General features: G+C 71.0%; 17 protein-coding genes. 12 read left to right on the top strand and 5 right to left on the bottom strand.

All coding sequences use genetic code 11. The annotated features are described in order from the left end of the window. Positions 1-50: 50 nt before the first annotated feature. The 3 genes from FM051_RS44975 to FM051_RS44965 all read left to right on the top strand — a co-directional run bounded on the left by FM051_RS44975 (position 51) and on the right by FM051_RS44965 (position 3,228). A complete protein-coding gene (locus FM051_RS44975) occupies positions 51-1,358 on the top strand; it encodes a S1 RNA-binding domain-containing protein (protein ID WP_158853228.1) in 1,308 nt (435 codons plus the stop codon). Between the two features lie 299 nt (positions 1,359-1,657). Further along, the gene (locus FM051_RS44970) at positions 1,658-2,140 is read left to right on the top strand and encodes a GNAT family N-acetyltransferase (protein WP_238413126.1); all 483 of its coding nucleotides are present in this window, start codon (positions 1,658-1,660) and stop codon (positions 2,138-2,140) included. A 131-nt stretch (positions 2,141-2,271) separates the two neighbouring features. Then, positions 2,272-3,228 (top strand): LLM class flavin-dependent oxidoreductase, encoded by a 957-nt coding sequence (locus FM051_RS44965; protein ID WP_238413125.1) that lies wholly within the window; start codon positions 2,272-2,274, stop codon positions 3,226-3,228. A gap of 3 nt (positions 3,229-3,231) precedes the next feature. Here the strand turns inward: FM051_RS44965 and FM051_RS44960 are convergent, their stop codons facing one another. After that, the gene (locus FM051_RS44960; protein ID WP_158853224.1) at positions 3,232-4,053 is read right to left on the bottom strand and encodes a helix-turn-helix transcriptional regulator; all 822 of its coding nucleotides are present in this window, start codon (positions 4,051-4,053) and stop codon (positions 3,232-3,234) included. Positions 4,054-4,145: 92 nt separating this feature from the next. Between FM051_RS44960 and FM051_RS44955 the strand changes: the two genes are divergently transcribed. After that, positions 4,146-5,108: an aldo/keto reductase gene (locus tag FM051_RS44955; protein ID WP_158853222.1), complete on the top strand. Its 963-nt coding sequence runs from the start codon at positions 4,146-4,148 to the stop codon at positions 5,106-5,108. Between the two features lie 45 nt (positions 5,109-5,153). Here FM051_RS44955 and FM051_RS44950 read toward each other — a convergent pair whose 3' ends face one another. The 3 genes from FM051_RS44950 to FM051_RS44940 form a co-directional block, all read right to left on the bottom strand. Next, the gene (locus FM051_RS44950; protein ID WP_158853220.1) at positions 5,154-6,344 is read right to left on the bottom strand and encodes a glycoside hydrolase family 64 protein; all 1,191 of its coding nucleotides are present in this window, start codon (positions 6,342-6,344) and stop codon (positions 5,154-5,156) included. Positions 6,345-6,462: 118 nt separating this feature from the next. Then, positions 6,463-7,503 (bottom strand): NAD(P)/FAD-dependent oxidoreductase, encoded by a 1,041-nt coding sequence (locus FM051_RS44945; RefSeq protein ID WP_202919384.1) that lies wholly within the window; start codon positions 7,501-7,503, stop codon positions 6,463-6,465. Positions 7,504-7,569: 66 nt separating this feature from the next. Further along, positions 7,570-9,033 carry an MFS transporter gene (locus FM051_RS44940; RefSeq protein ID WP_158853216.1) on the bottom strand — a complete coding sequence of 488 codons (1,464 nt, stop codon included), beginning with the start codon at positions 9,031-9,033 and terminating at the stop codon, positions 7,570-7,572. 200 nt (positions 9,034-9,233) lie between these two features. Between FM051_RS44940 and FM051_RS44935 the strand changes: the two genes are divergently transcribed. The 8 genes from FM051_RS44935 (at position 9,234) to FM051_RS44900 (ending at position 19,040) form a co-directional block, all read left to right on the top strand. Then, positions 9,234-9,908, top strand: coding sequence for a TetR/AcrR family transcriptional regulator (locus FM051_RS44935; RefSeq protein ID WP_420803665.1), 675 nt, complete (start codon positions 9,234-9,236; stop codon positions 9,906-9,908). A 368-nt stretch (positions 9,909-10,276) separates the two neighbouring features. Next, positions 10,277-10,930 (top strand): TetR/AcrR family transcriptional regulator, encoded by a 654-nt coding sequence (locus tag FM051_RS44930; protein ID WP_158853212.1) that lies wholly within the window; start codon positions 10,277-10,279, stop codon positions 10,928-10,930. Between the two features lie 30 nt (positions 10,931-10,960). Next, a complete protein-coding gene (locus tag FM051_RS44925; RefSeq protein WP_158853210.1) occupies positions 10,961-11,161 on the top strand; it encodes a ferredoxin in 201 nt (66 codons plus the stop codon). Further along, the gene (locus FM051_RS44920; RefSeq protein WP_158853208.1) at positions 11,158-12,378 is read left to right on the top strand and encodes an NAD(P)/FAD-dependent oxidoreductase; all 1,221 of its coding nucleotides are present in this window, start codon (positions 11,158-11,160) and stop codon (positions 12,376-12,378) included. Before FM051_RS44925 ends, FM051_RS44920 begins: the two co-directional genes overlap by 4 nt. An 81-nt stretch (positions 12,379-12,459) precedes the next feature. Beyond that, positions 12,460-13,680 (top strand): cytochrome P450, encoded by a 1,221-nt coding sequence (locus tag FM051_RS44915; RefSeq protein ID WP_158853206.1) that lies wholly within the window; start codon positions 12,460-12,462, stop codon positions 13,678-13,680. 113 nt (positions 13,681-13,793) lie between these two features. Beyond that, the gene (locus FM051_RS44910; protein ID WP_158853204.1) at positions 13,794-15,014 is read left to right on the top strand and encodes a cytochrome P450; all 1,221 of its coding nucleotides are present in this window, start codon (positions 13,794-13,796) and stop codon (positions 15,012-15,014) included. Between the two features lie 142 nt (positions 15,015-15,156). Then, positions 15,157-16,551, top strand: coding sequence for a 3' terminal RNA ribose 2'-O-methyltransferase Hen1 (locus FM051_RS44905; RefSeq protein WP_158853202.1), 1,395 nt, complete (start codon positions 15,157-15,159; stop codon positions 16,549-16,551). Beyond that, the gene (locus tag FM051_RS44900) at positions 16,551-19,040 is read left to right on the top strand and encodes a polynucleotide kinase-phosphatase (protein ID WP_158853200.1); all 2,490 of its coding nucleotides are present in this window, start codon (positions 16,551-16,553) and stop codon (positions 19,038-19,040) included. Before FM051_RS44905 ends, FM051_RS44900 begins: the two co-directional genes overlap by 1 nt. On the opposite strand, the gene FM051_RS44895 is transcribed toward FM051_RS44900, so the two are convergent. Then, complete coding sequence (locus tag FM051_RS44895) at positions 19,037-19,645, bottom strand: hypothetical protein (RefSeq protein WP_158853199.1); 609 nt, start codon at positions 19,643-19,645, stop codon at positions 19,037-19,039. The two genes, FM051_RS44900 and FM051_RS44895, sit on opposite strands and share 4 nt — an antisense overlap. Between the last annotated feature and the right edge of the window lie 10 nt (positions 19,646-19,655).

Genomic DNA, 19,655 nt, shown 5'->3' with positions numbered 1-19,655 from the left:
TCCCCATCGGGTCGAGCACGACAGCGAGACCCCATCCGAAGGGACCGACAATGAGCGACCTCGACTTCACCCGCCGTGAGCGGACGATCGACGGCAACGCGTTCGTGGCCAGCCCGTACGGCGTGCGGAACGGCTTCGACCACGACGAGTTCCACCGCAACGCCCTCGTGCCGGTGATCTCCGGGGTGGGGATGACGCCGGTGCGCGCGGACTCGATCTACGGGCCGCAGACCATCATGGGCGCCGTCTACCGCGGCATCGAGCAGGCCGAGGTGGTGCTCATCGACTTCACCGGCCGCAACGCGAACGTGGCGATGGAGTTCATGATGGCCGCGATGATCGGCAAGCGGATGATCTACCTCACCCAGGACGAGGACGACATCCCGACCGACATCCGCGGCCGGGTGCGCGTCATCAAGTACAGCGACCACTACCTGGCGATCGACGAGATGAAGATCGCCCTGGCCAACCAGCTCACCTCCATCCGCGCCGAGCGCAGCGTCGAGATGGCGCTGCTGCCGATGGCCTCCGGCGGCACCGACCCGGTGCAGGCGAGGGTCGTCACGGTCACCAAGGAGTTCGTGGTGGTCGAGGCGCTCGACGGCCGTCGCGGGGTGCTCGGCAACGCCGACGTGGACTACCAGCGGATCATCCCGGACATGGGTCGCCTGTTCGCCGTCGGGGACCCGCTCAGCGGTGCGTTCGAGGTCGACATCGCGGGCGGCGTGAAGTACACGCTCCTGCCGGGCACGACCAACCCGTGGCACCAGCTGAGCGCCGAGTTCCCGGTGGGCCGGAAGTTCACCGGGGTGGTGCAGCGCCGCTCGGAGAAGCTCGGCGCGTTCGTCCTGCTCGACCACGGGATCTCGGGCCTGGTCCACAACTCGGTCCTGGCGGGCAGGCAGCTGGGGATCGGCGACGAGGTCGAGGTGATGGTGACGCGCATGGAGAAGGACAAGCGACTGATCGCGCTGCAGCCGCTGGGCGCGGTCGCCTCGCCCAAGGCGAAGGGCGGGTTCATCCCCGTCCAGCGCAAGTCCGCGGAGGACAACGGGTTCGTCAAGGGGCAGCGGCTGGAGGGCGAGGTCACGAAGGCCCTGCCGGAGGGCAAGGGTGGCTACATCCTGCTCCGCCTCGCCAACCGCTCCCGCCCGGTCATGCTGCACTGCACGGCGATGACCGAGGGCACGCGCGCGGACCTCAACGTGGGCCAGATCGAGATCGGCGACGTCCTCGACGTGGAGATCGACACCGTCGACACCGTCAGGGACAGGATCACCGTCCGCGAACTCGACGAGACCGAGCTGACGACCGAACTGGCGACCGAACTGGCGACGGACCGGGCGGCCACGAGCTGAGCTGTCCGAGCAAGGCCGAGGCGCCCTGCGGGCCACACCAGGTCCCGCAGGGCGCCTTGCGCTGTGGTCCGACTACCGGAGGTGGAAACGGTTTGTCGGGCCCGCGTGAGGTTGCTAGCGTCCCGGCCGAGTGAGGATCACCTGGTCGCTCACTGACGAGGGGGTTGATGGATATGGCTGTCGGCAGCCGTCTTCAGCGTGCCCTCGTCCGGTCCGCGCGGGTCTGACGCGCGGTCCGGGTCATCCCGATGACCAGGAGTTTTCACGTGTCTTCCTCCTTTTCCGTTACCGGTACTGATGTGACCACCGACCGGCTTGTGCTGCGGTCGTGGACCGCCGGCGAGGCCGCTGCCGTCGTGGACGGTGTCCGGCTGCCGCACTGGGCCGAGGACTTCCCCGCAGAGGGCGATCAGGTCATCGCCGGGCTTCTCGCCGAGCAGCCCGCGTGGCTGGGTCTCTACGGGCACCGGCTGATCACCGAGCGCGACAGCGGCCTGTTGATCGGTTCGATCGGTCTGTTCTGGCCGCCCAGTGACGGCACCCTCGAGATCGGGTACGGGATCGTGGCCTCACGGCGGGGGCTCGGTCATGCCTCCGAGGCCACGCGTGCCCTGACCGGGTTCGCGTTCACCGCACCGGGCGTCCACATGGTCCGTGCCGAGGTGGAGCTGTCGAACCCCGCCTCGATCCGGGTTCTCGAAAAGGCCGGCTTCCAGCGATCGGACACCGGCACCGGCCAGAACACCGTCCGGTACGGCGTCACGGCACCGGTCCGGCGGTAGCCACCCCGCGGGATCGGCAGTGGTGCGCCGCTGCCGATCCCGCGTCGCCTCGGCGTCGGGGTTCCCGTCGTGGTTGGGGATCACCTCGGGCGGTCTTACGATCAAGTTCTGGCCTGCTGAAAGGATCTGTCTTGAGTCGTTCCGGATCGGTCGGGGTGATGCTCCCCCGCGACCTCGCCCCCTCCCAGGTGTTGCCGTTCGCACGACGTGCGGACGAGCTCGGGTTCGACGAGCTGTGGGTGGTGGAGGACCTGGGGTTCCGCGGCGGGGTCGCGCAGGCGGCGGCCGTGTTGGCGGCCACGGGGCGGATCCGGGTCGGCATCGGGTTGTTGCCGGTGGGTGCGCGCAACGCGGCGTTCGCGGCCATGGAGGTGGCGACGCTCGGTCAGTTGTTCCCGGGGCGTGTCGACGTGGGCATCGGGCACGGCATGCCCGGGTGGATGCGGTCGGTGGGTGAGTGGCCCGCCAGCCCGCTGACGTTGTTGGACGAGTACCTCCGCGCGGTGATCGCGCTGGTGCGCGGGGACGTGGTCGAGCCGGGTGAATACGTCGCGTTGGACGCCGTGAGGCTGGAGGACGCGTGTGTGCCCGGGGACGCGCCGCGAATCCTGGCCGGGGTGCGGGGGCCGAAGTCGCTCGCCCTGTCCGGGCGGGTGGCGGACGGGACGATCCTGGCCGAGCCGACGACGCCGGAGTACGCGCGTGCGGCGCTCAAGTACGTCGACGCGCAGCGCCCTCACCGGCTCGTGGGCTACAACGTTGCCGCCGTTGACTCGGACGCGGGTGTGGCGGTCGAGGCGGTGCGGGCCGGGCTGGAGTGGATCGGTGAGCCCGATTGGGTTCCGCACCTGGCTCCGCTGCCGTTCGCGGACGAGTTCGCGGCGCTGCGCCGGGAGTCCGGGAGCCGGGAGGAGTTCGTGCGCCGGCTGCCGGAGGAGTGGGTGCGGCAGCTCGCGGTGACCGGCACGCCCGAGGACGCGCGGGCGCGGCTGGACGAGCTGTTCGCGGCGGGTGTGGACAGCGCCGTGCTCTTCCCCATCGGCGCGGATCCGGTGCAGGCCGTGGAACGGCTGGCGGCGGTGCTGTAGGGCTTACCGCGCGGAAGCCAGGGCATGCGCCGAGAGGGCGTGGGACGTGGCGGCGTCGGCGGGCAGGTAGACGACCAGTCGGTGGTCCTCGTCGCCGGGCACGGTCAGGCTCTCGTAGGCCAGCCGCAGCGTGCCCGCCTCGGGGTGCTGCCACTGCTCGACCCCGGTCCCGGCGGGCAGGACGGCCGAGGCGGTGTAGCGGCGGCCGAACTCGGTGCCCGCGGTGATCGACAACTCCTCGGCGAGCACGGCGGCCGCGCCGTCGCCCAGGTCGGCCGCGGCACGGAGGGCGGCGGCCCGTTCGTCGGCCACCCGTTCCCAGTCCGGGAACGCCGTGCGCGCCCTGGCGTCGCCGAACACGAAGCGCGCGAGGTTGGGCCGGTCGGCGTCGAACAGACCCACCGGTGCGGCGAGCCGGCGGAAACCGGCGGTCTCGGCGAGCACGTCGCCCTGCGCGTCGGAGACGAACGCGGGCGTGGGCTCCAGCCGGTCGAGCAGCGCCAGCATCGTGGGACGCACCGGACGCGGAGCGGTCGCCGCCGGGCAGAGCACACCGCCCCCCGCCTTCACCAGGCGGTGCAGGTGCGCGCGTTCGTGGGACGAGAGGCGCAACGCATCGGCCAGCGCCCCGAGGACCTGCGCCGACGGGTGGCGGTCACGTCCGCGTTCGAGGCGGGTCAGGTACTCGACGCTGATACCCGCGAGCACGGCCAGCTCACCCCGGCGCAGTCCCGGTGTGCGGCGGCGCGTGCCGGTCGGGAACCCCACCTCGGACGGGGTGATCGCCTCCCTCCGGGCACGCAGGAATCCACCCAACGCGTTCATGATCGGTGAGTCTAGGTCGTGCCGCGCGCGTAGAGGGTCCCTGCCGGGGCCTCCCTCCGGTCGACCCGCCGTTCCAGGCTGTGGACATGGACATGAGGTACCGGCTCTTCGGTCAGACCGGGTTGCGCGTTTCGGAACTGCTGCTGGGCACCATGCGTTTCGGCGACCCCGACGAGTCACGACGCATCATCGACGCCTACGCCGACGCGGGCGGCAACGTCCTCGACACGGCCTCGGCCTACGGTGACGGCGAGGAACTGCTCGGCTCGATCGTCGAGCGCCGCGACCGGTTCGTCATCAGCACGAAGTACACGCTGTCGCGCGACGCCGCCGACCCGAACGCCTCGGGCAACCACCGCAAGAACCTGGCGCTGTCCCTGGACCGGAGCCTGCGCCGGCTGCGCACCGACTACATCGACGTCTACTGGGTGCACATCTGGGACCGGCACACCCCGGTCGAGGAGACCATGCGCGCGCTCGACGACGCCGTCCGCGCGGGGAAGATCCTCTACACCGGCGTCTCCGACGCCCCGGCCTGGGTCGTATCCCGCGCGAACACCCTCGCGCAGTGGCGCGACTGGACACCGTTCGCCGGCCTCCAGGTGCCCTACAACCTGCTGAACCGGGACGCCGAGCGCGAACTGCTGCCGATGGCCGAGGCGCTCGGGCTGAGCGTGACCGCCTGGGCGCCGCTCGCGGCCGGGAAGCTGTCCGCGTCGAAGCGGGTCGACCCCGCGTCGCTCACGGCGCGTGAACGTGCGGCGGGCAAGGCCGTCCAGGAGGTGGCCGACGAGTTGGGGGTCCGCCCGGCCCAGGTGGCGCTCGCGTGGACGCGCAGCAAGTTCCGGTCGGTGCTGCCGCTGGTCGGCGTGAGCAGCGTCGCGCAGCTCGACGAGAACCTCGGCGCGCTCGGCCTCACCCTGCCCGACGACGCGATCCGGCGGCTGGAGGCGGCGGTGGAGTTCCAGCTCGGGTTCCCCGGCGACTTCATCGCCGAGTGCGAGCCCTCGCCGTTCGTCTTCGGCGACACCGCCACCAGGGTCGACCCCCGCTGAACGGGCCGCCGCCCGGGTCACTCGTCCCGGGCGGCGGTCCCGGCCTCAGTTGAACGGGTCGAGCGTGATGTAGGCCTGCTGCGGGTTGCCGTCGTGGACCAGCGATTCGTGCGCGCCGACGTCGTCGAACGCGAAGCCGTACGCCTTGCCGTCGGCCATCTGGGCGTGGATCTTGCGCGAGTAGTGGTTGGTGACCACGTCCTGGTAGAAGCCGCCGCTGCCGGTGTCCGGCTGGTTCGGGTTGGTCAACAGCGTCGAGCGGTTGTAGCCGGCGCACAGCGTCCGCGAGATCGGGCCGCGCACCTGGTCGTTCGGCGCGTCCAGCAGCTTGTGGCAGCCGAAGACGCTGTCGGAGTCCGGTTTCCGGAACGAGGTGACGACCGCGCCGGCGCCGTTGGTGAAGTTCATGACGCCACCCGACACCCGGCCGTAGTACTTGACGTTCGGCTGGTTGCTGAACGGCGTCACGGTCAACGTGGAGGTGCTGTACTTCTGCCACACCCGGTTCACGTAGTCGTTCATGGTGTTGGCCGGGAGCAGGCCGACGCCGAGGCCGTGCGACGGGGACAGGGCGCGCAGCACGGTGCCGTCGGAGCGGGTCCGGATCAGGTTGGCCCAGCCGCCCGGTTGGCCGCGCAGGGCGTTGAAGAACCCGTTGTAGCCACCCGGCTTGAGCCGCCCGGTGGTCGGCACCGAGCCGTCGGCGCGCTTGACGCCCACGGCGTACGGCGCGGAGAACATGTCGACCTGCGTGCTGTTGATCCACAGCCCGGAGTCGTTGAGCGTGTACTCGGTCCAGTTGAACAGGATGTCGGCGTTGGGATCGGTCGGGTTCTGCACGGCCGGCTGCACGAGACCGCCGGTGGTCAGCCGGAACACCAGCTTGCGGCCGTAGGAGAAGTAGATGCGGCCGGACATCTTCGGGATGCGGAACGTCAGCGACTGCCCGTTGGCCGGGCCCGCGAACGACGCGTCGGGCGCCGGGGTGGGCGGGTTGCCGCCCGCCGGCCACGGGTGGAACGTGCCGCCGGCGTCCGACCAGCCCTGCTGCCCGGTGGAGAGCAGGGTGCCCAGGGTGTAGATGTGGATCTGGTCGCCGCGACCGGAGTTGTTCTTGAACGTCAGGGGGATCGTGGCGGGCACGGCGTTCGCGACCGGCGCCGCCGCGACCACCGCGCCTGCCGCGAACGACAGGACGGCGGTGGACAACGCGAGCATCTTCCGTGTGAAGCGCAACTGGCTCTCCTCTTCGAGCAGGGGTGAGAGGACGAGGAGCGGCGGCCATTTGCGTGAGAGCGCTCTCATAATTGACCGGGCGACGCCGTGCTGTCAACGCCGCCCGGCACCGGCGTGGTCACAGGCCGTGGCGGCGGTCGCCCATCACGAGTTCGCAGAGCCGTGCTTCGGACTCGGCGGAGAACGGGTCCCGGTGGACGGCGACCGCCTGGCGGGTCTCCTCCGCGATCAGGTCGGCGTTGATCTGGGCCCCGGCGGCAGCACCCGCCGCCGCGGCGGCGCCGACCTGTGCGGTCAGATCGGTGACGTTGCCCGCCAGCCACACCCCCGGCACGTCGGCGCGGCCGGTCGCGTCGGCGGGGATGTGCTCACCCATGCCGGACGGGTGCTCGGCCGGCCGCAGTCCCAGCGTCGCCAGGAAGCCGGCGCGCGCCACCATCCGCGCTGAGACCGCCACCGCCTCGCGGGCGACCACCGTGCCGTCGACGAGCCGCACGCCGACCAGGCGGTCGTCGTCCACCACCAGGGACGCCACCTCGCCGTCCACGATCTTGATGCCGCGCGCGGCCAGTTGCTCCGCCTGCTCGTCGGTCGGCGGCACGGTGTGCGAGAAGAACGTGACATCGGCGCTCAACTGCCGGAACAGCAACGCCTGGTGCACCGACATGGGACTCCTGGCCAGCACGCCGATGGCCTGGTCGCGGACCTCCCAACCGTGGCAGTACGGGCAGTGCACCACGTCCCGGCCCCACCGGTCCCGCAGTCCCGGCACGTCCGGCAGCTCGTCGACCAGCCCGGTGGCCACCAGCAACCGGCGCGCGCGGACCGTCCGGCCGTCGGTCAGCGCCACCGCGAACCCGGTTCTCCCGCGAACCACGGCGTCGACGTCACCGGGCACCACGTGCCCGCCGTAGCCGCGGACTTCCGCCCGGCCGCGTGCCAGCAGCTCGGTCGGCGGCGTCCCGTCCCGGGCCAGCAACCCGTGCACCTCCGCGGCCGGGGCGTTGCGCGGCTCGCCCGCGTCGATCACCACCACGGACCGCCGCGACCGGGCGAGCATCAGCGCCCCGCTCAACCCGGCGGCACCACCGCCGACCACCACCACGTCATAGCTGTCATCCAGTTGATCGGTCACCGTGACCACCTCCACGGCCACCATGCGAGCCCAGCGGCCAAATCGGCAAACCTTGTTGCCGATCTGGCAACTTGCCCGGGATGCCGTGGTCTAGTGTGCGACCGCCGCGGGTGTATCCGCTGTGTCGCGCTCGGTCACCGCGTCGGCCGGCCGGCGGGGGAGCAGGGCGGCCACGGCGGCGGCCGTGAGGGCGGCGCCCGCGCCGACCGCCAGGACCACGCGGAAACCGTTCTGCGACGGCAGGGCCGTGGACCCGAACAGGGTGGTCATCTGTGCCAGCACCACGCCGGCCACCGCGCTGGACACGGACGTGCCGATCGAGCGCATCAGGGTGTTGAGGCTGTTGGCGGCGGCGGTCTCGGTGATCGGGACGGCGGCCATGACCAGCGAGGGCATGGCGCCGTAGGCGAGGCCGATGCCGGCGCCGATCGTGCTGGAGACCAGCACGAGGTGCCAGATCTCGGTCATCAGCACCAGGTTCAGGCTGTAGCCGGCCGCGACGACGAGTGCGCCCGCGATGAGGGTCGTCTTGGGTCCCTTGGCCCTGGAGATGCGGGCGGAGACCGGGGCCATGGCCATCATGACCAGGCCGGACGGCGCGAGCACCAGGCCGACCGCGACCATGGGCTGTCCCAGGCCGTAGCCGGTGGCGGAGGGCAGTTGCAGCAGCTGCGGCAGGACCAGCGACATGGCGAACATCGCGAAGCCGAACACGGCCGAGGCGAGGTTGGTCAGCAGGACCTGGCGGCGGGCGGTGACGCGCAGGTCCACCAGCGGACCGGGCGTGCGCAGTTCCCACCAGCCCCAGAGCGCCAAGACCACCAGGGCGGCGCCCACCAGGCCCAGGGTGAGCCCGCTGGTCCACCCCCAGGTCGAGCCCTTGGAGATCACCAGCAGCAGGCAGATCAGCGCGGCCGACAGGCCGAGTGCGCCGACGATGTCGAACCGGCCGCCGGAACGCACGCTCGACTCCGGGACCAGCACCACCACCAGCACGGCGGCGACCGCGCCGAGACCGTCGGCGGCCCAGAACAGCATGTGCCAGTCCACCTGCTCCGCCAGCAGCGCCGCCGCCGGTAGGCCCAGCGCGCCACCCACGCCGAGCGACGCGCTCATCACGGCGGTGGCGGAACCGAGCCGTTCCGGGGGCAGCTCGTCGCGCATGATGCTGATCCCCAACGGGATGACGCCCGCGGCCATGCCTTGCAGGACCCGCCCCACGACCATGGGCCCCAGGCTGTCGCTCAGCGCGCCGACGACCGAACCGACGACCAGTAGCGCCAGGCTGATCAGGAGCATCCGGCGCTTGCCGTACATGTCGCCCAGGCGGCAGACGGTCGGCGTGGCGACGGAGGCGGCGAGCAGCGTGGCGGTGATCGCCCACGCCGTGTCCGACACCGAGGCGTTCAGCAGCCGGGGCAGCTGGGGGATCAGGGGGATCACGATCGTCTGCATGAGCGCCACGACGATGCCCGCGAAGGCGAGCACCACCACGACGGTGTTCGCGCCCGGTGGGGCGGACGGGTCGGCGGTGCGGACACGTGCACTGGACATGGCGGGGCCTCCGTCGGAAGGAGCGGCGGACTAGAATTAAATCAGTTGATTGACTTAGGCTAATCATCCCGGTGTCGCCGGGGGAGTGCGACGAGGCCGATGTGGAGGAGGTCACCCGTGAGGAAGACCGCGGACGGGAGGCCGCCCGCTCGCCCGCGCCCGTGTGCCGCGACCTGTGACTCGCGCGAGCTGCCTGTACGGTGGTGGCCGTGGTGACGGACGTCGGCAGAACCCCGAGGGCGGAGCAGGTAGGAGCCACGCGGCTGCAGATCCTCACCACGGCGGAACGGCTGTTCGCCGAGCAGGGGCTGTACGCGGTGTCCAACCGCCAGATCAGCGCCGCCGCCGGACAGGGGAACAACGCGGCCGTCGGCTACCACTTCGGCACCAAGGCCGACCTGGTGCGGGCCATCGTGCGCAGGCGCACCCCCCGGATCGAGTCGCTGCGGCAGGAGATGGTGACCGCCGCCGCCGGGTCGCGCGACGTCCGGGACTGGGTGGCCTGCCTGGTGCGCCCGGTCACCGCGCACCTGGCGTCACTGGGCGACCCCACCTGGTTCGCCAGGTTCAGCGCGCAGATCATGACCGATCCCGCCTTCCGCGAGATCATGGCCGAGGAAGCGCTCGCCGAGCCGTCGTTGCGCGAGGTGCTGGTCAACCTCTACGAGTTCGCGCCCGACATGCCCGCCGACGTTCGGGAGGATCGCGGCAACATGATCCGCCACCTCATCGTGCACGTCTGCGCCGAGCGCGAGCGTTCCCTCGCCGAGGGCGCCGCGACGCCGAGGTCCACTTGGGACGAGGCCGCCACGGGGCTCATCGACGCGATCACGGGGCTGTGGACGGCCCCGTGCACCGGCGACTCCGGGCGTTGACCGACCGGTGGCACCTCGGGGGTGACCGCTGTGCGGCGTGGCCGAGTTCGGCCGCGGTGGCGATCCACCCTTCACGGGCACTGGGGTAGCGAGGCGCCCGGCCGGTGGCGGTGCGGAACCGGGCGTTGCGCACGCGCAGCGACCGGGTCGGGGACGTGAGCCGGTCGCCCAGTGCCCCGCGAACGCCTCGTCAAACCGGCCGCGGATGCGGGGTTCGACCGTTTCGACCGCAACGTGAAGTTAGTTCCGTTAGGAGTCGTTTCATCACGTTGCGTCGCCGCCGATGGTCGGGCATACTTAAGTCAGTCGATTGACTCAAAATTTTCGGAACAGGTCGGGTCGTCGACGCCGACACGGAGGAGGTTGCGGTGGTGGCCACGGGCAACCGGGCGGAACGGGCGGCGGGGACCCGGGAGTTGATCCTCACGGCCGCCGAGCGGCTGTTCGCCGAGCACGGGGTGTCCGCGGTGTCCAACCGGCAGGTCGGTGAGGCGGCGGGGCAGGGCAACAACTTCGCGGTCGGCTACCACTTCGGCTCCAAGGCCGATCTGGTGCGTGCGATCGTGCGCCGCCACTCCGTGCCGATCGAGCGGGTGCGCGAGCGGATGCTGGTCGAGGTCGAGGGCAGTCGCGAGGTGCGGGACTGGGTGACCTGCATGGTGCGGCCGTTCACCGAGCACCTGGCCGCGTTGGGCAACCCCACCTGGTTCGCCCGCTTCGGCGCCCAGGTGATGACCGACCCCGGTCTGCGGGAGATCATCATCGACGAGGCGCTGAGCACGGAGCCGATCCAGCGGATCGTCGACGGGCTCAACCGCTGCCTGCCCGCGTTGCCGCTGCCGGTGCACCTGGAGCGCAGCGCGATGGCCCGCAACCTCATGTCCCACACGCTGGCCGAGCGGGAAGCCGCTCTGGCCGTCGGCAAACCCACCACCAAGTCCACATGGGACGCCACCGCCACGGGCCTGATCGACGCGATCGTGGGGCTGTGGCCGGCGCCGGTCACCCCGACCGGCGTGTGACAACGAGAACAGATCGAAGGAGTGCGACAGATGAAGGTCTCCGTGGACGAGGACAAGTGCTGCGGCGCGGGCTCGTGCGTGCTGGCCGCGCCGGACGTGTTCGACCAGCGGGACGAGGACGGCATCGTGGTGCTGCTCGACGCCGAACCGGGTGAGCACCTGCACACCGCCGTCCGGGAAGCCGCCGACGTGTGCCCCGCGGCGGCGATCATGCTGGCGGACCGGACGTGAGCACGCCGTCCGACGTCCTGGTCGTCGGAGCCTCCGCCGCCGGTCTCGCCACCGCGGAGGCGTTGCGGCGCAAGGGGTTCACCGGTGGGCTGACCCTGCTGGGCGACGAACTGCACGCGCCCTACGACCGGCCGCCGCTGTCCAAGCAGGTCCTCGCCGGAGCGTGGGAGCCCGAACGCGCCCTGCTGCGCGGCCAAGAGGTGCTGGACGCGTTGGACGCGGGGTTCGTCCTCGGTGATCCGGCGGCGTCTCTCGACGTGGCGACGCGCAGCGTGCGCACCGCGTCCGGGAAGGTGCTGCGGGCCGACGCCGTGGTCGTGGCGACGGGGGTGCGGCCGAGGGTCCTGCCCGACCAGGCGGGTCTGAGCGGTGTGCACGTGCTGCGCAGCCTCGGCGATGCCCTGGCGTTGCGGGCCGACCTGCTCACCGCCACCCGACTGGTGGTCGTGGGCGACGGCGTGCTCGGCGCGGAGGTCGCCTCCACCGCCTGCGGCCTTGGCTTGGACGTCACCCTCGCCGGACCGCAGCAGGCGCCTCTGGCGGCCCAGTTCGGGCCGTTGGTGTCGGACCTGCTCGGCCAGGTCCACGCCGAGCGCGGCGTGCGGTTGCGGCTGGGTGCCGCGGTGCTCGGTCTGGCCGGGCGGGACGGCCGGGTCACCGGCGTGCGCCTGGACACCGGCGAGGTGCTGCCTGCCGACGTGGTCGTGGTAGCCCTGGGCGCCATCCCAAACACCGACTGGCTGGTGGACAGCGGTCTCAAGGTGGACAACGGCGTGGTGTGCGACGCGGGGTGTCGTGCCGCCGACGGGGTCTACGCGGTCGGTGACGTGGCGCGCTGGCACCACGAGGGCCTGGGGACCCTGCTGCGCCTGGAGAACCGGACCAACGCCACCGAGCAGGCCGCGGTCGTGGCCGACAACATCCTGGGCGTGCGGCGGTCCTACGTGCCCGTGCCCTACTTCTGGACCGACCAGTTCGACGTCAAGCTGCAGATCCACGGCGTGCTGCCCGCCGACGCCGAGGTGTCCGTCGTGGACGGTGACGTCGCGGCGCGGCGGTTCGTCGCGCTCTACGAGCGTGACGGCGAGGCCGTCGGCGTTCTCGGCTGGAACATGCCCAAGCAGGCACGTCAGCTCCGGCAGCGCGTGCTGGGACAACTGCGCGACTTCACCGGGGCGCACGTGACCGCCGTGGAAGTCGAGAAGGCGGACTTCTAGCGGTTGCACGCCCTCCACTCCCACCGGTCATCGTGCGCGACCCGTGCGGTGGCAGGTGTGTCTCCCACCGGAAGGAAAGCGATGACGAGCACGTTGGACCCCGCCGACCGGAACACGGCCGAGGTCCCGGAGTACCCGATGCCCAGGGCGGAGGGGTGTCCGTTCGACCCGGCCCCGGAATTGCGGACGCTGCAAGAGGAGACGCCGCTGACCCGCGTCCGGCTGTGGGACGGCTCGACCCCTTGGCTGGTGACCCGTTACGCCGACCAGCGCGCCGTGCTGGGCGACCGGCGTGTCAGCGCCGACATGACCCATCCCGACTACCCGCGGTCGGCGCCGGGCAACGGGACCCTGAGCTTCATCGGCATGGACGACCCCGAGCACGCGCGGCTGCGGCGCATGGTCGGCTCGGCGTTCACCGTGAAGAACGTCGCGGCCATGCGGCCCGCGGTGCAGAAGATCGTCGACGACGCGCTCGACGAGATGCTCGCCGGGCCGAACCCGGTGGACCTGGTCGAGGCGTTCGCGCTGCCCGTGCCGTCGCTGGTGATCTGCGACCTGCTCGACGTGCCCTACAGCGACCACGACTTCTTCCAGCAGAACAGCAAGACGATCATCAGCCGCAACTCGACCCCCGAGGAGCGCACCGCCGGCACGACCGCGCTCGGGCAGTACCTCGGTGGTCTGGTCGTGGCGAAGCTGGACAAGCCCGGCGACGACCTGATCTCGCGGCTCGGCGAGCGGATCAAGTCGGGCGAGTTGACCGTCCAGGCCGCGACCGAGATGGCCGTGCTGCTGCTCATCGCCGGTCACGAGACGACCGCCAACATGATCGCGTTGAGCACGGTGGCGCTGTTGCGCAACCCAGACCAGCTCGCGTTGCTGCGCGACACCGACGACCCGGCGATCGCCACCAGCGCGGTCGACGAACTGCTGCGCTACCTCAACATCACGCACGGCGGACGTCGTCGCTTCGCCATGGAGGACATCGAGGTCGCCGGGCAGCTCGTCCGTGCCGGCGAGGGACTGGTGATGCCCAACGAGATCGCCAACCGCGACCCGGAGGCCTTCCCCGACCCCGACCGCCTCGACATCACCCGCCCGGCCCGCCACCACGTCGCCTTCGGGTTCGGTGTGCACCAGTGCCTCGGCCAGCCCCTGGCCCGCCTGGAGTTGGAGATCGTCTACCGCACCCTGTACCGACGTCTGCCCGGTCTGCGCCTGGCCACCGACTTCGAGGACCTCCCGTTCAAGCACGACGGGTTCGTCTACGGGGTCCACCAACTGCCCGTCGCCTGGTAGTCCGCCGACGTTCCGCTGCGAGACCGATGGGCATCGTTTAAAGCAAGTGTCTGACTTAGTTCTGTCCGACTGACTGCTGTTATCCGCGAGATCGACCCGGAAGAGAGTGGACGATGGGCTACATCACTGACGAGCAGCCGCTGAACTACCCGATCGACAACCCCACGGTGCTCGAACCGCCGACCGAGTGGGCGGAGCTGCGGCAGAAGTGCCCGGTCGCGCGGGTGAAGCTGGCGAGCGGCGACGAGGCGTCGCTGGTCACCCGCTACGAGGACGTGAAGAACGTGCTGGCCGATCCGCGGTTCACCCGGCCGTCCGCCGCGAACGAAGGGGCGAGGGTCTCGGAGGACGAGTCCGGCGGGGTGTTCAACAGCGAGATGGCGACGGTGCTCCCGCAGAGCGGCGAGGGGCACCGGCAGTGGCGGCGCCTGCTCAACAGGTACTTCACCGCCAAGCGGATGGCCGCGCTGCGGCCCCGGATCGAGGCGATGGCCGACCAGCTCATCGACGGGATGCTGGAGCAGGGCCACCCGGCGGACCTCAAGGCGGGCCTCGCGTTCCCGCTGCCGGTGTGGGTGATCTGCTCCATCCTCGGCGTGCCGGACTCGGATCGGGACAAGTTCGCCTACTGGTCGGACACCCTGCTCAGCATGACCCGGTACACGCGGGAGGAGATCGGCAAGGCGCAGGCCGAGTTCGGCGCGTACCTGGCGGGCCACGTCGCGGCCAAGCGCGCGGAACCGGGCGATGACCTGCTCAGCGAGCTCATCACGTACACCGACGCCGAGGGGCAGCCGCTGTCCGACGCCATCCTGGTGGCGACAGGCCAGGGCCTGCTCGTCGCCGGGCACGAGACCACCGCGAACATGATCGCGAAGATGATGGCGATGCTGCTGTCCGACCGGTCCCGCTGGGAGCGCCTGCTGGAGGACCGGTCGCTGATCCGCTCGGCGACGGAGGAGGCGTTGCGGCTGGACGTCAACGCCGGGTTCGGGATGCTGCGGTACATCGACGCCGACTTCGAGGTCGGCGACACCGTGGTGCCCGCCGGGACGACCGTGGTGTGCAGCATGGCCGCCGCGAACCGCGACGAGAACGCGTTCGAGCGCGCGGACGAGATGGACCTCGCCCGCACCCCGAACCCGCACCTGTCGTTCGGCGCCGGTGCGCACTCGTGCCTGGGCCAGGCGTTGGCCCGCACCGAACTCCAGGTCGTGCTCGACGTGCTGCTGCGCCGGTTGCCGTCGCTGGAGCTCGCCGTCCCGGCGGACGAGCTGCGGCGCGTGGAAGGGCTTCTCGTCGGCGGGCTGCGGGAACTCCCGGTGGCTTGGTGACAGAGGGTGCCCGGCCCCCGGGCCGGGCACCCGTTCGGCCATGCTCCGACCTGCACGAGGTGGCCGCCGGAGCACCGGACACGCATCGGCGCCTGGCGTAATTCGGCGGCGTCGGGAGAACCGCTCGGTCACACTCGACCGCGTGCTGCTCACCCTGACCACGACCCACCGCCCGGCCACCGATCTCAGCCACCTGCTGCACAAACATCCCGAACGGGCGCAGTCGTTCACCACGTCCTCCGGCACCGCGCACGTCTTCTACCCGCGCGCGGACGAAGAGGAGTGCACGGTCGCGCTCCTGCTGGAGGTCGACCCGGTCGCGCTGGTGCGCGGGCCCGGCAGCACGCTCACCCAGTACGTCAACGACCGCCCTTACGTCGCCGGGTCGCTGCTGACGGTCGCACTCGGTTCCGTCTTCCGCACCGCCATGAACGGCCGCAGCAAGAGCCACCAGGACGTGGCCGCCACCCCGATCCCGCTCACCGTCCGCGTCCCGGTCCTGCCGCACCGCCTGGTGGAACGCCTCTTCACACCCCTCGGCTGGACCACGCACATCACTCCCATCCCGCTCGGGGACGGCGAAGACTCGCGGTACGCCGACGTCACCCTCACCGGCACGCTCACCCTGTCCGACGCCCTGAAGCACCTCTACGTCCTGCTCCCCGTCCTCGACGGCAACAAGCACTACTGGGTCGCGGAGGACGAGGTGGACAAGCTGCTGCGCGCGGGGGAGGGGTGGCTCGGCACGCACCCGGACCGGGAGCTGATCACCACCCGCTACCTGATGCGCAGCCGTCCGCTGGTGCAGTCCGCGCTGTCCCGCCTGGCCGATGTGGAGGAGGTCGAGCCGGAGGAACTGGACAACGCGCTCACCGAGCCCAAGGTCTCGCTGGCCGTGCAGCGCCGGGAGGCGATCCTCGACCAGCTCAAGCAGGCAGGCGCGCGCAAGGTCCTGGATCTGGGCTGCGGTGGCGGTGCGCTGTTGCGCGTCCTCCTCGAACACCCGGAGTTCACCGACATCCACGGCGTGGACGTGTCCTCGCGCGCCCTCGCCACCGCCGAGCGCAAGCTCCACGTGGCCAGGATGTCGGACCGCCAGCGCGCTCGGCTCACGTTGCGCCAGTCGTCCCTGACCTACGCCGACCCGGAGCTGAAGGGGTACGACGCCGCCGTGCTGATGGAGGTCGTGGAACACCTCGACCCGGACCGACTGCCCGCGTTGGAACACTCGGTGTTCGTCGTCGCACGCCCGCGCACGGTCCTGGTCACCACGCCGAACGTCGAGTACAACGCGCTGTTCGAGACGCTGCCCGAGAACCAGCACCGGCACTCGGATCACCGCTTCGAGTGGACCCGGGCCGAGTTCGAGGACTGGACGAACGGCGTCGCGCAGCGGCGCGGCTACACCGTGCGCCACCTGCCGATCGGACCGGTGGACGACGAGCGCGGCGCGCCGACCCAGCTCGCTGCCTTCGCCCTGCGGGACGACAACAGCGTCTTGCGGGACGACAACAGCACTCTGAGGGACGACAACTGATGGAACTCAAGATCCCGGACCTGTGCCTGGTGGTGCTGGTCGGCGCGTCCGGCTCGGGCAAGTCCACGTTCGCGCGCAGGCACTTCGCGCCGACGCAGATCCTGTCCAGCGACTACTTCCGCGGTCTGGTCGCCGACGACGAGAACGACCAGTCGGCGTCCGCCGCCGCGTTCGAGGTGCTGCACTTCGTCGCGGGCAAGCGCCTGGACGCCGGCCGCACGACCGTCATCGACGCGACGAACGTGCAGCGGGCCGACCGCGCGCACCTGGTCGAGCTGGCCCACGAGCACAACGTGCTGCCGGTCGCGATCGTGCTGGACACGCCGGAGGAGGTCTGCGTTGCGCGCAACGCCTCCCGCCCGGACCGCGACTTCGGCGCGCACGTCGTGCGACGGCACCGCACCGCGTTGCGAAAGTCGTTGAAGTTCCTCGGCAAGGAGGGCTTCAAGCGCGTGCACGTGCTGCGCACGCAGTCCGAAGTGGACGAAGCGGTCATCGTGCCGGAGCGGCTGTTCAACGACCTCCGCCACGAGACCGGCCCGTTCGACGTGATCGGTGACGTGCACGGTTGCCGCGCGGAGTTGGAGGAGTTGCTCACCAAGCTGGGCTACGCGCTGGTGCGCGACGACGAGGGACGTCCGGTGGACGCCGTGCCGCCGACGGGCAGGCGTGCGGCGTTCGTCGGCGACCTGGTCGACCGCGGTCCGGACACGCCGGGTGTGTTGCGCCTGGTCATGGGCATGGTCGAGGAAGGCCACGCGTTCGCCGTGTGCGGTAACCACGAGCAGAAGCTGGTGCGCGCGCTGCGGGGCCGGAACGTGCAGGTCAAGCACGGGCTGGCCGAGTCGCTGGCGCAGCTCGCGGCCGAACCGGAGGAGTTCCGCAAGCGCGTCGAGCGGTTCTGCGACGGTCTGATCGCGCACTACGTGCTGGATGGCGGCGATCTCGTCATCGCGCACGCGGGCCTGCCGGAGCGCTACCACGGCCGCGCGTCCTCGCGGGTGCGCAGCTTCGCGCTCTACGGCGACACCACCGGCGAGACCGACGAGTACGGCCTGCCGGTGCGCTACCCGTGGGCGACCGAGTACCGGGGCAAGGCGACCGTGCTCTACGGGCACACGCCGACGCCGGAGGCGGAGTGGATCAACAACACCATGTGCCTGGACACGGGTGTGGTGTTCGGCGGCAAGCTGACCGCGTTGCGCTACCCGGAGCGCGAGGTCGTGTCGGTCGACGCGCACGAGGTCTGGTACGAGCCGGTGCGCCCACTCGTCGCGCCCGAGGCGGAACGCGATCCGGACGTGCTCGCGCTGTCCGACGTCACCGGTCGCCGGTTCGTCGAGACGGCCCACCGGGGTCGGATCGGCGTGCGGCCGGAGCAGGCCGCGTCGGCGTTGGAGGTGATGAGCCGCTTCGCGATCGACCCGCACGCGCTGCTGTACCTGCCGCCGACGATGGCGCCGACGGCGACCTCGCAGCGGCCGGACGTGCTGGAGCACCCCGAGGACGCCTTCGCCGAGTACCGGAACGCGGGCGTGCGCGAGGTGATCTGCGAGGAGAAGCACATGGGCTCGCGCGCGGTGGTCCTGGTGCGCAAGGAGCGCGGAGGCGTGATCCACACGCGGACCGGTCGTGCGTTCTTCGACCAGCCGTTGGGCGACGAGCTGCTGGCACGCGTGCGCGAGGAGGTGACGAGGGCCGGTCTGTGGGACGAGTTCGACACCGACTGGCTGCTGCTCGACACCGAGCTGCTGCCGTGGAACGCCAAGGCGGCCGGGCTGATCAAGGAGCAGTACGCCTCGGTCGGCGCGGCGGCCACGGGTGCCCTCGGCGTGGCGGTGGACGTGCTCGCGCGGACCGCCGAGCGGGGCATCGACGTCACCGAACTGCTGCGCCGCACCGAGAGCAGGCTGGCGAACGCCACCGGCTACCGCGACGCCTACCAGCGGTACTGCCGGCCGACCGAAGGGCTGGACGGGATCGGCATCGCGCCGTTCCAGCTGCTCGCCGCACGCGGCCGGACGTTCCACGACCGGGACCACCTGTGGCACCTCGACGTGCTCGGGCGGCTCAAGGGCGACCTGTTCACCCGCACCCGGCACCTGGTGGTCGACACGACCGACGAGGAGCAGGTCGCGGCGGGTATCCGCTGGTGGAAGGACCTGACCGCGGCCGGCGGCGAGGGCATGGTGGTGAAACCGTTGGCGAACCTGGTGCGCGGCGATCGCGGCCTGGTGCAGCCGGGTGTGAAGGTGCGCGGGCGCGAGTACCTGCGGATCATCTACGGCCCGGACTACACCGAGCCGGAGAACCTGGAACGCCTGCGCAAGCGCGGTCTGGGCGCCAAACGGTCGCTCGCGTTGCGCGAGTACGCGCTGGGCCTGGAGGCGTTGGAGCGCGTGGCGCGCGACGAGCCGCTGTGGCGGGTGCACGAGTGCGTGTTCGCCGTGCTCGCGCTGGAGTCGGAGCCGGTCGACCCCCGGCTTTAGACGCGGACCGTGCCGCGCGCCTTGGTGCGCGCGGCACGGACGACCGGGTACACGACCGCGACCAGCAGGGACGCCGCCGGAACCCCCGTGCCCAGCAGGAGTTGGCCGAACGCGTAGTCGAACGCGGGCACGGCCAGGCACAGCGCGAAACCCCACGGCGGAGCGGTCTTCGGCTTGGTCGGCGCGGCCCACGGCGTCCGCTTGAACGGCTTGGCCACCGACAGCCACACCTGGCACGCCAGCGCCGAGGCCATCAGCAGCGATCCGACCCGCATCAGCAGCGGCGAGCCGTCCGGGTGCAGGTTCGGGCTGAGCACGAAGATCCCCACGTACAGCTGGGTGAACGTGATCACGAACTTCGCCAGCACCCACCAGTGCCGGAAGTAGCCCCACACGGTGAGCCCGGACAGCATCAGCCCGCTGAACGCCGACGTGGTGGCCATGAACTGGAGCACTTCGACGTCGATGAGCAGAGCCGCGTCGAACGCCGAACCGCGGCCGGGCGCGGACAGCGCGAAGTTCACCACCACGAACAGCGCCAACGCCATGAACATCCAGCCCGTGGACGTGATGACGTGCAACCAGACCAGCAACTTCCGGCTCATGAACAACCCC

The sequence above is a fragment of the Saccharothrix deserti genome, assembly GCF_009769385.1.
Classification (GTDB): domain Bacteria; phylum Actinomycetota; class Actinomycetes; order Mycobacteriales; family Pseudonocardiaceae; genus Actinosynnema; species Actinosynnema deserti.
Note: the sequence above shows the minus strand (reverse complement) of the source record. Positions and strands in the feature narration are given on the sequence as shown.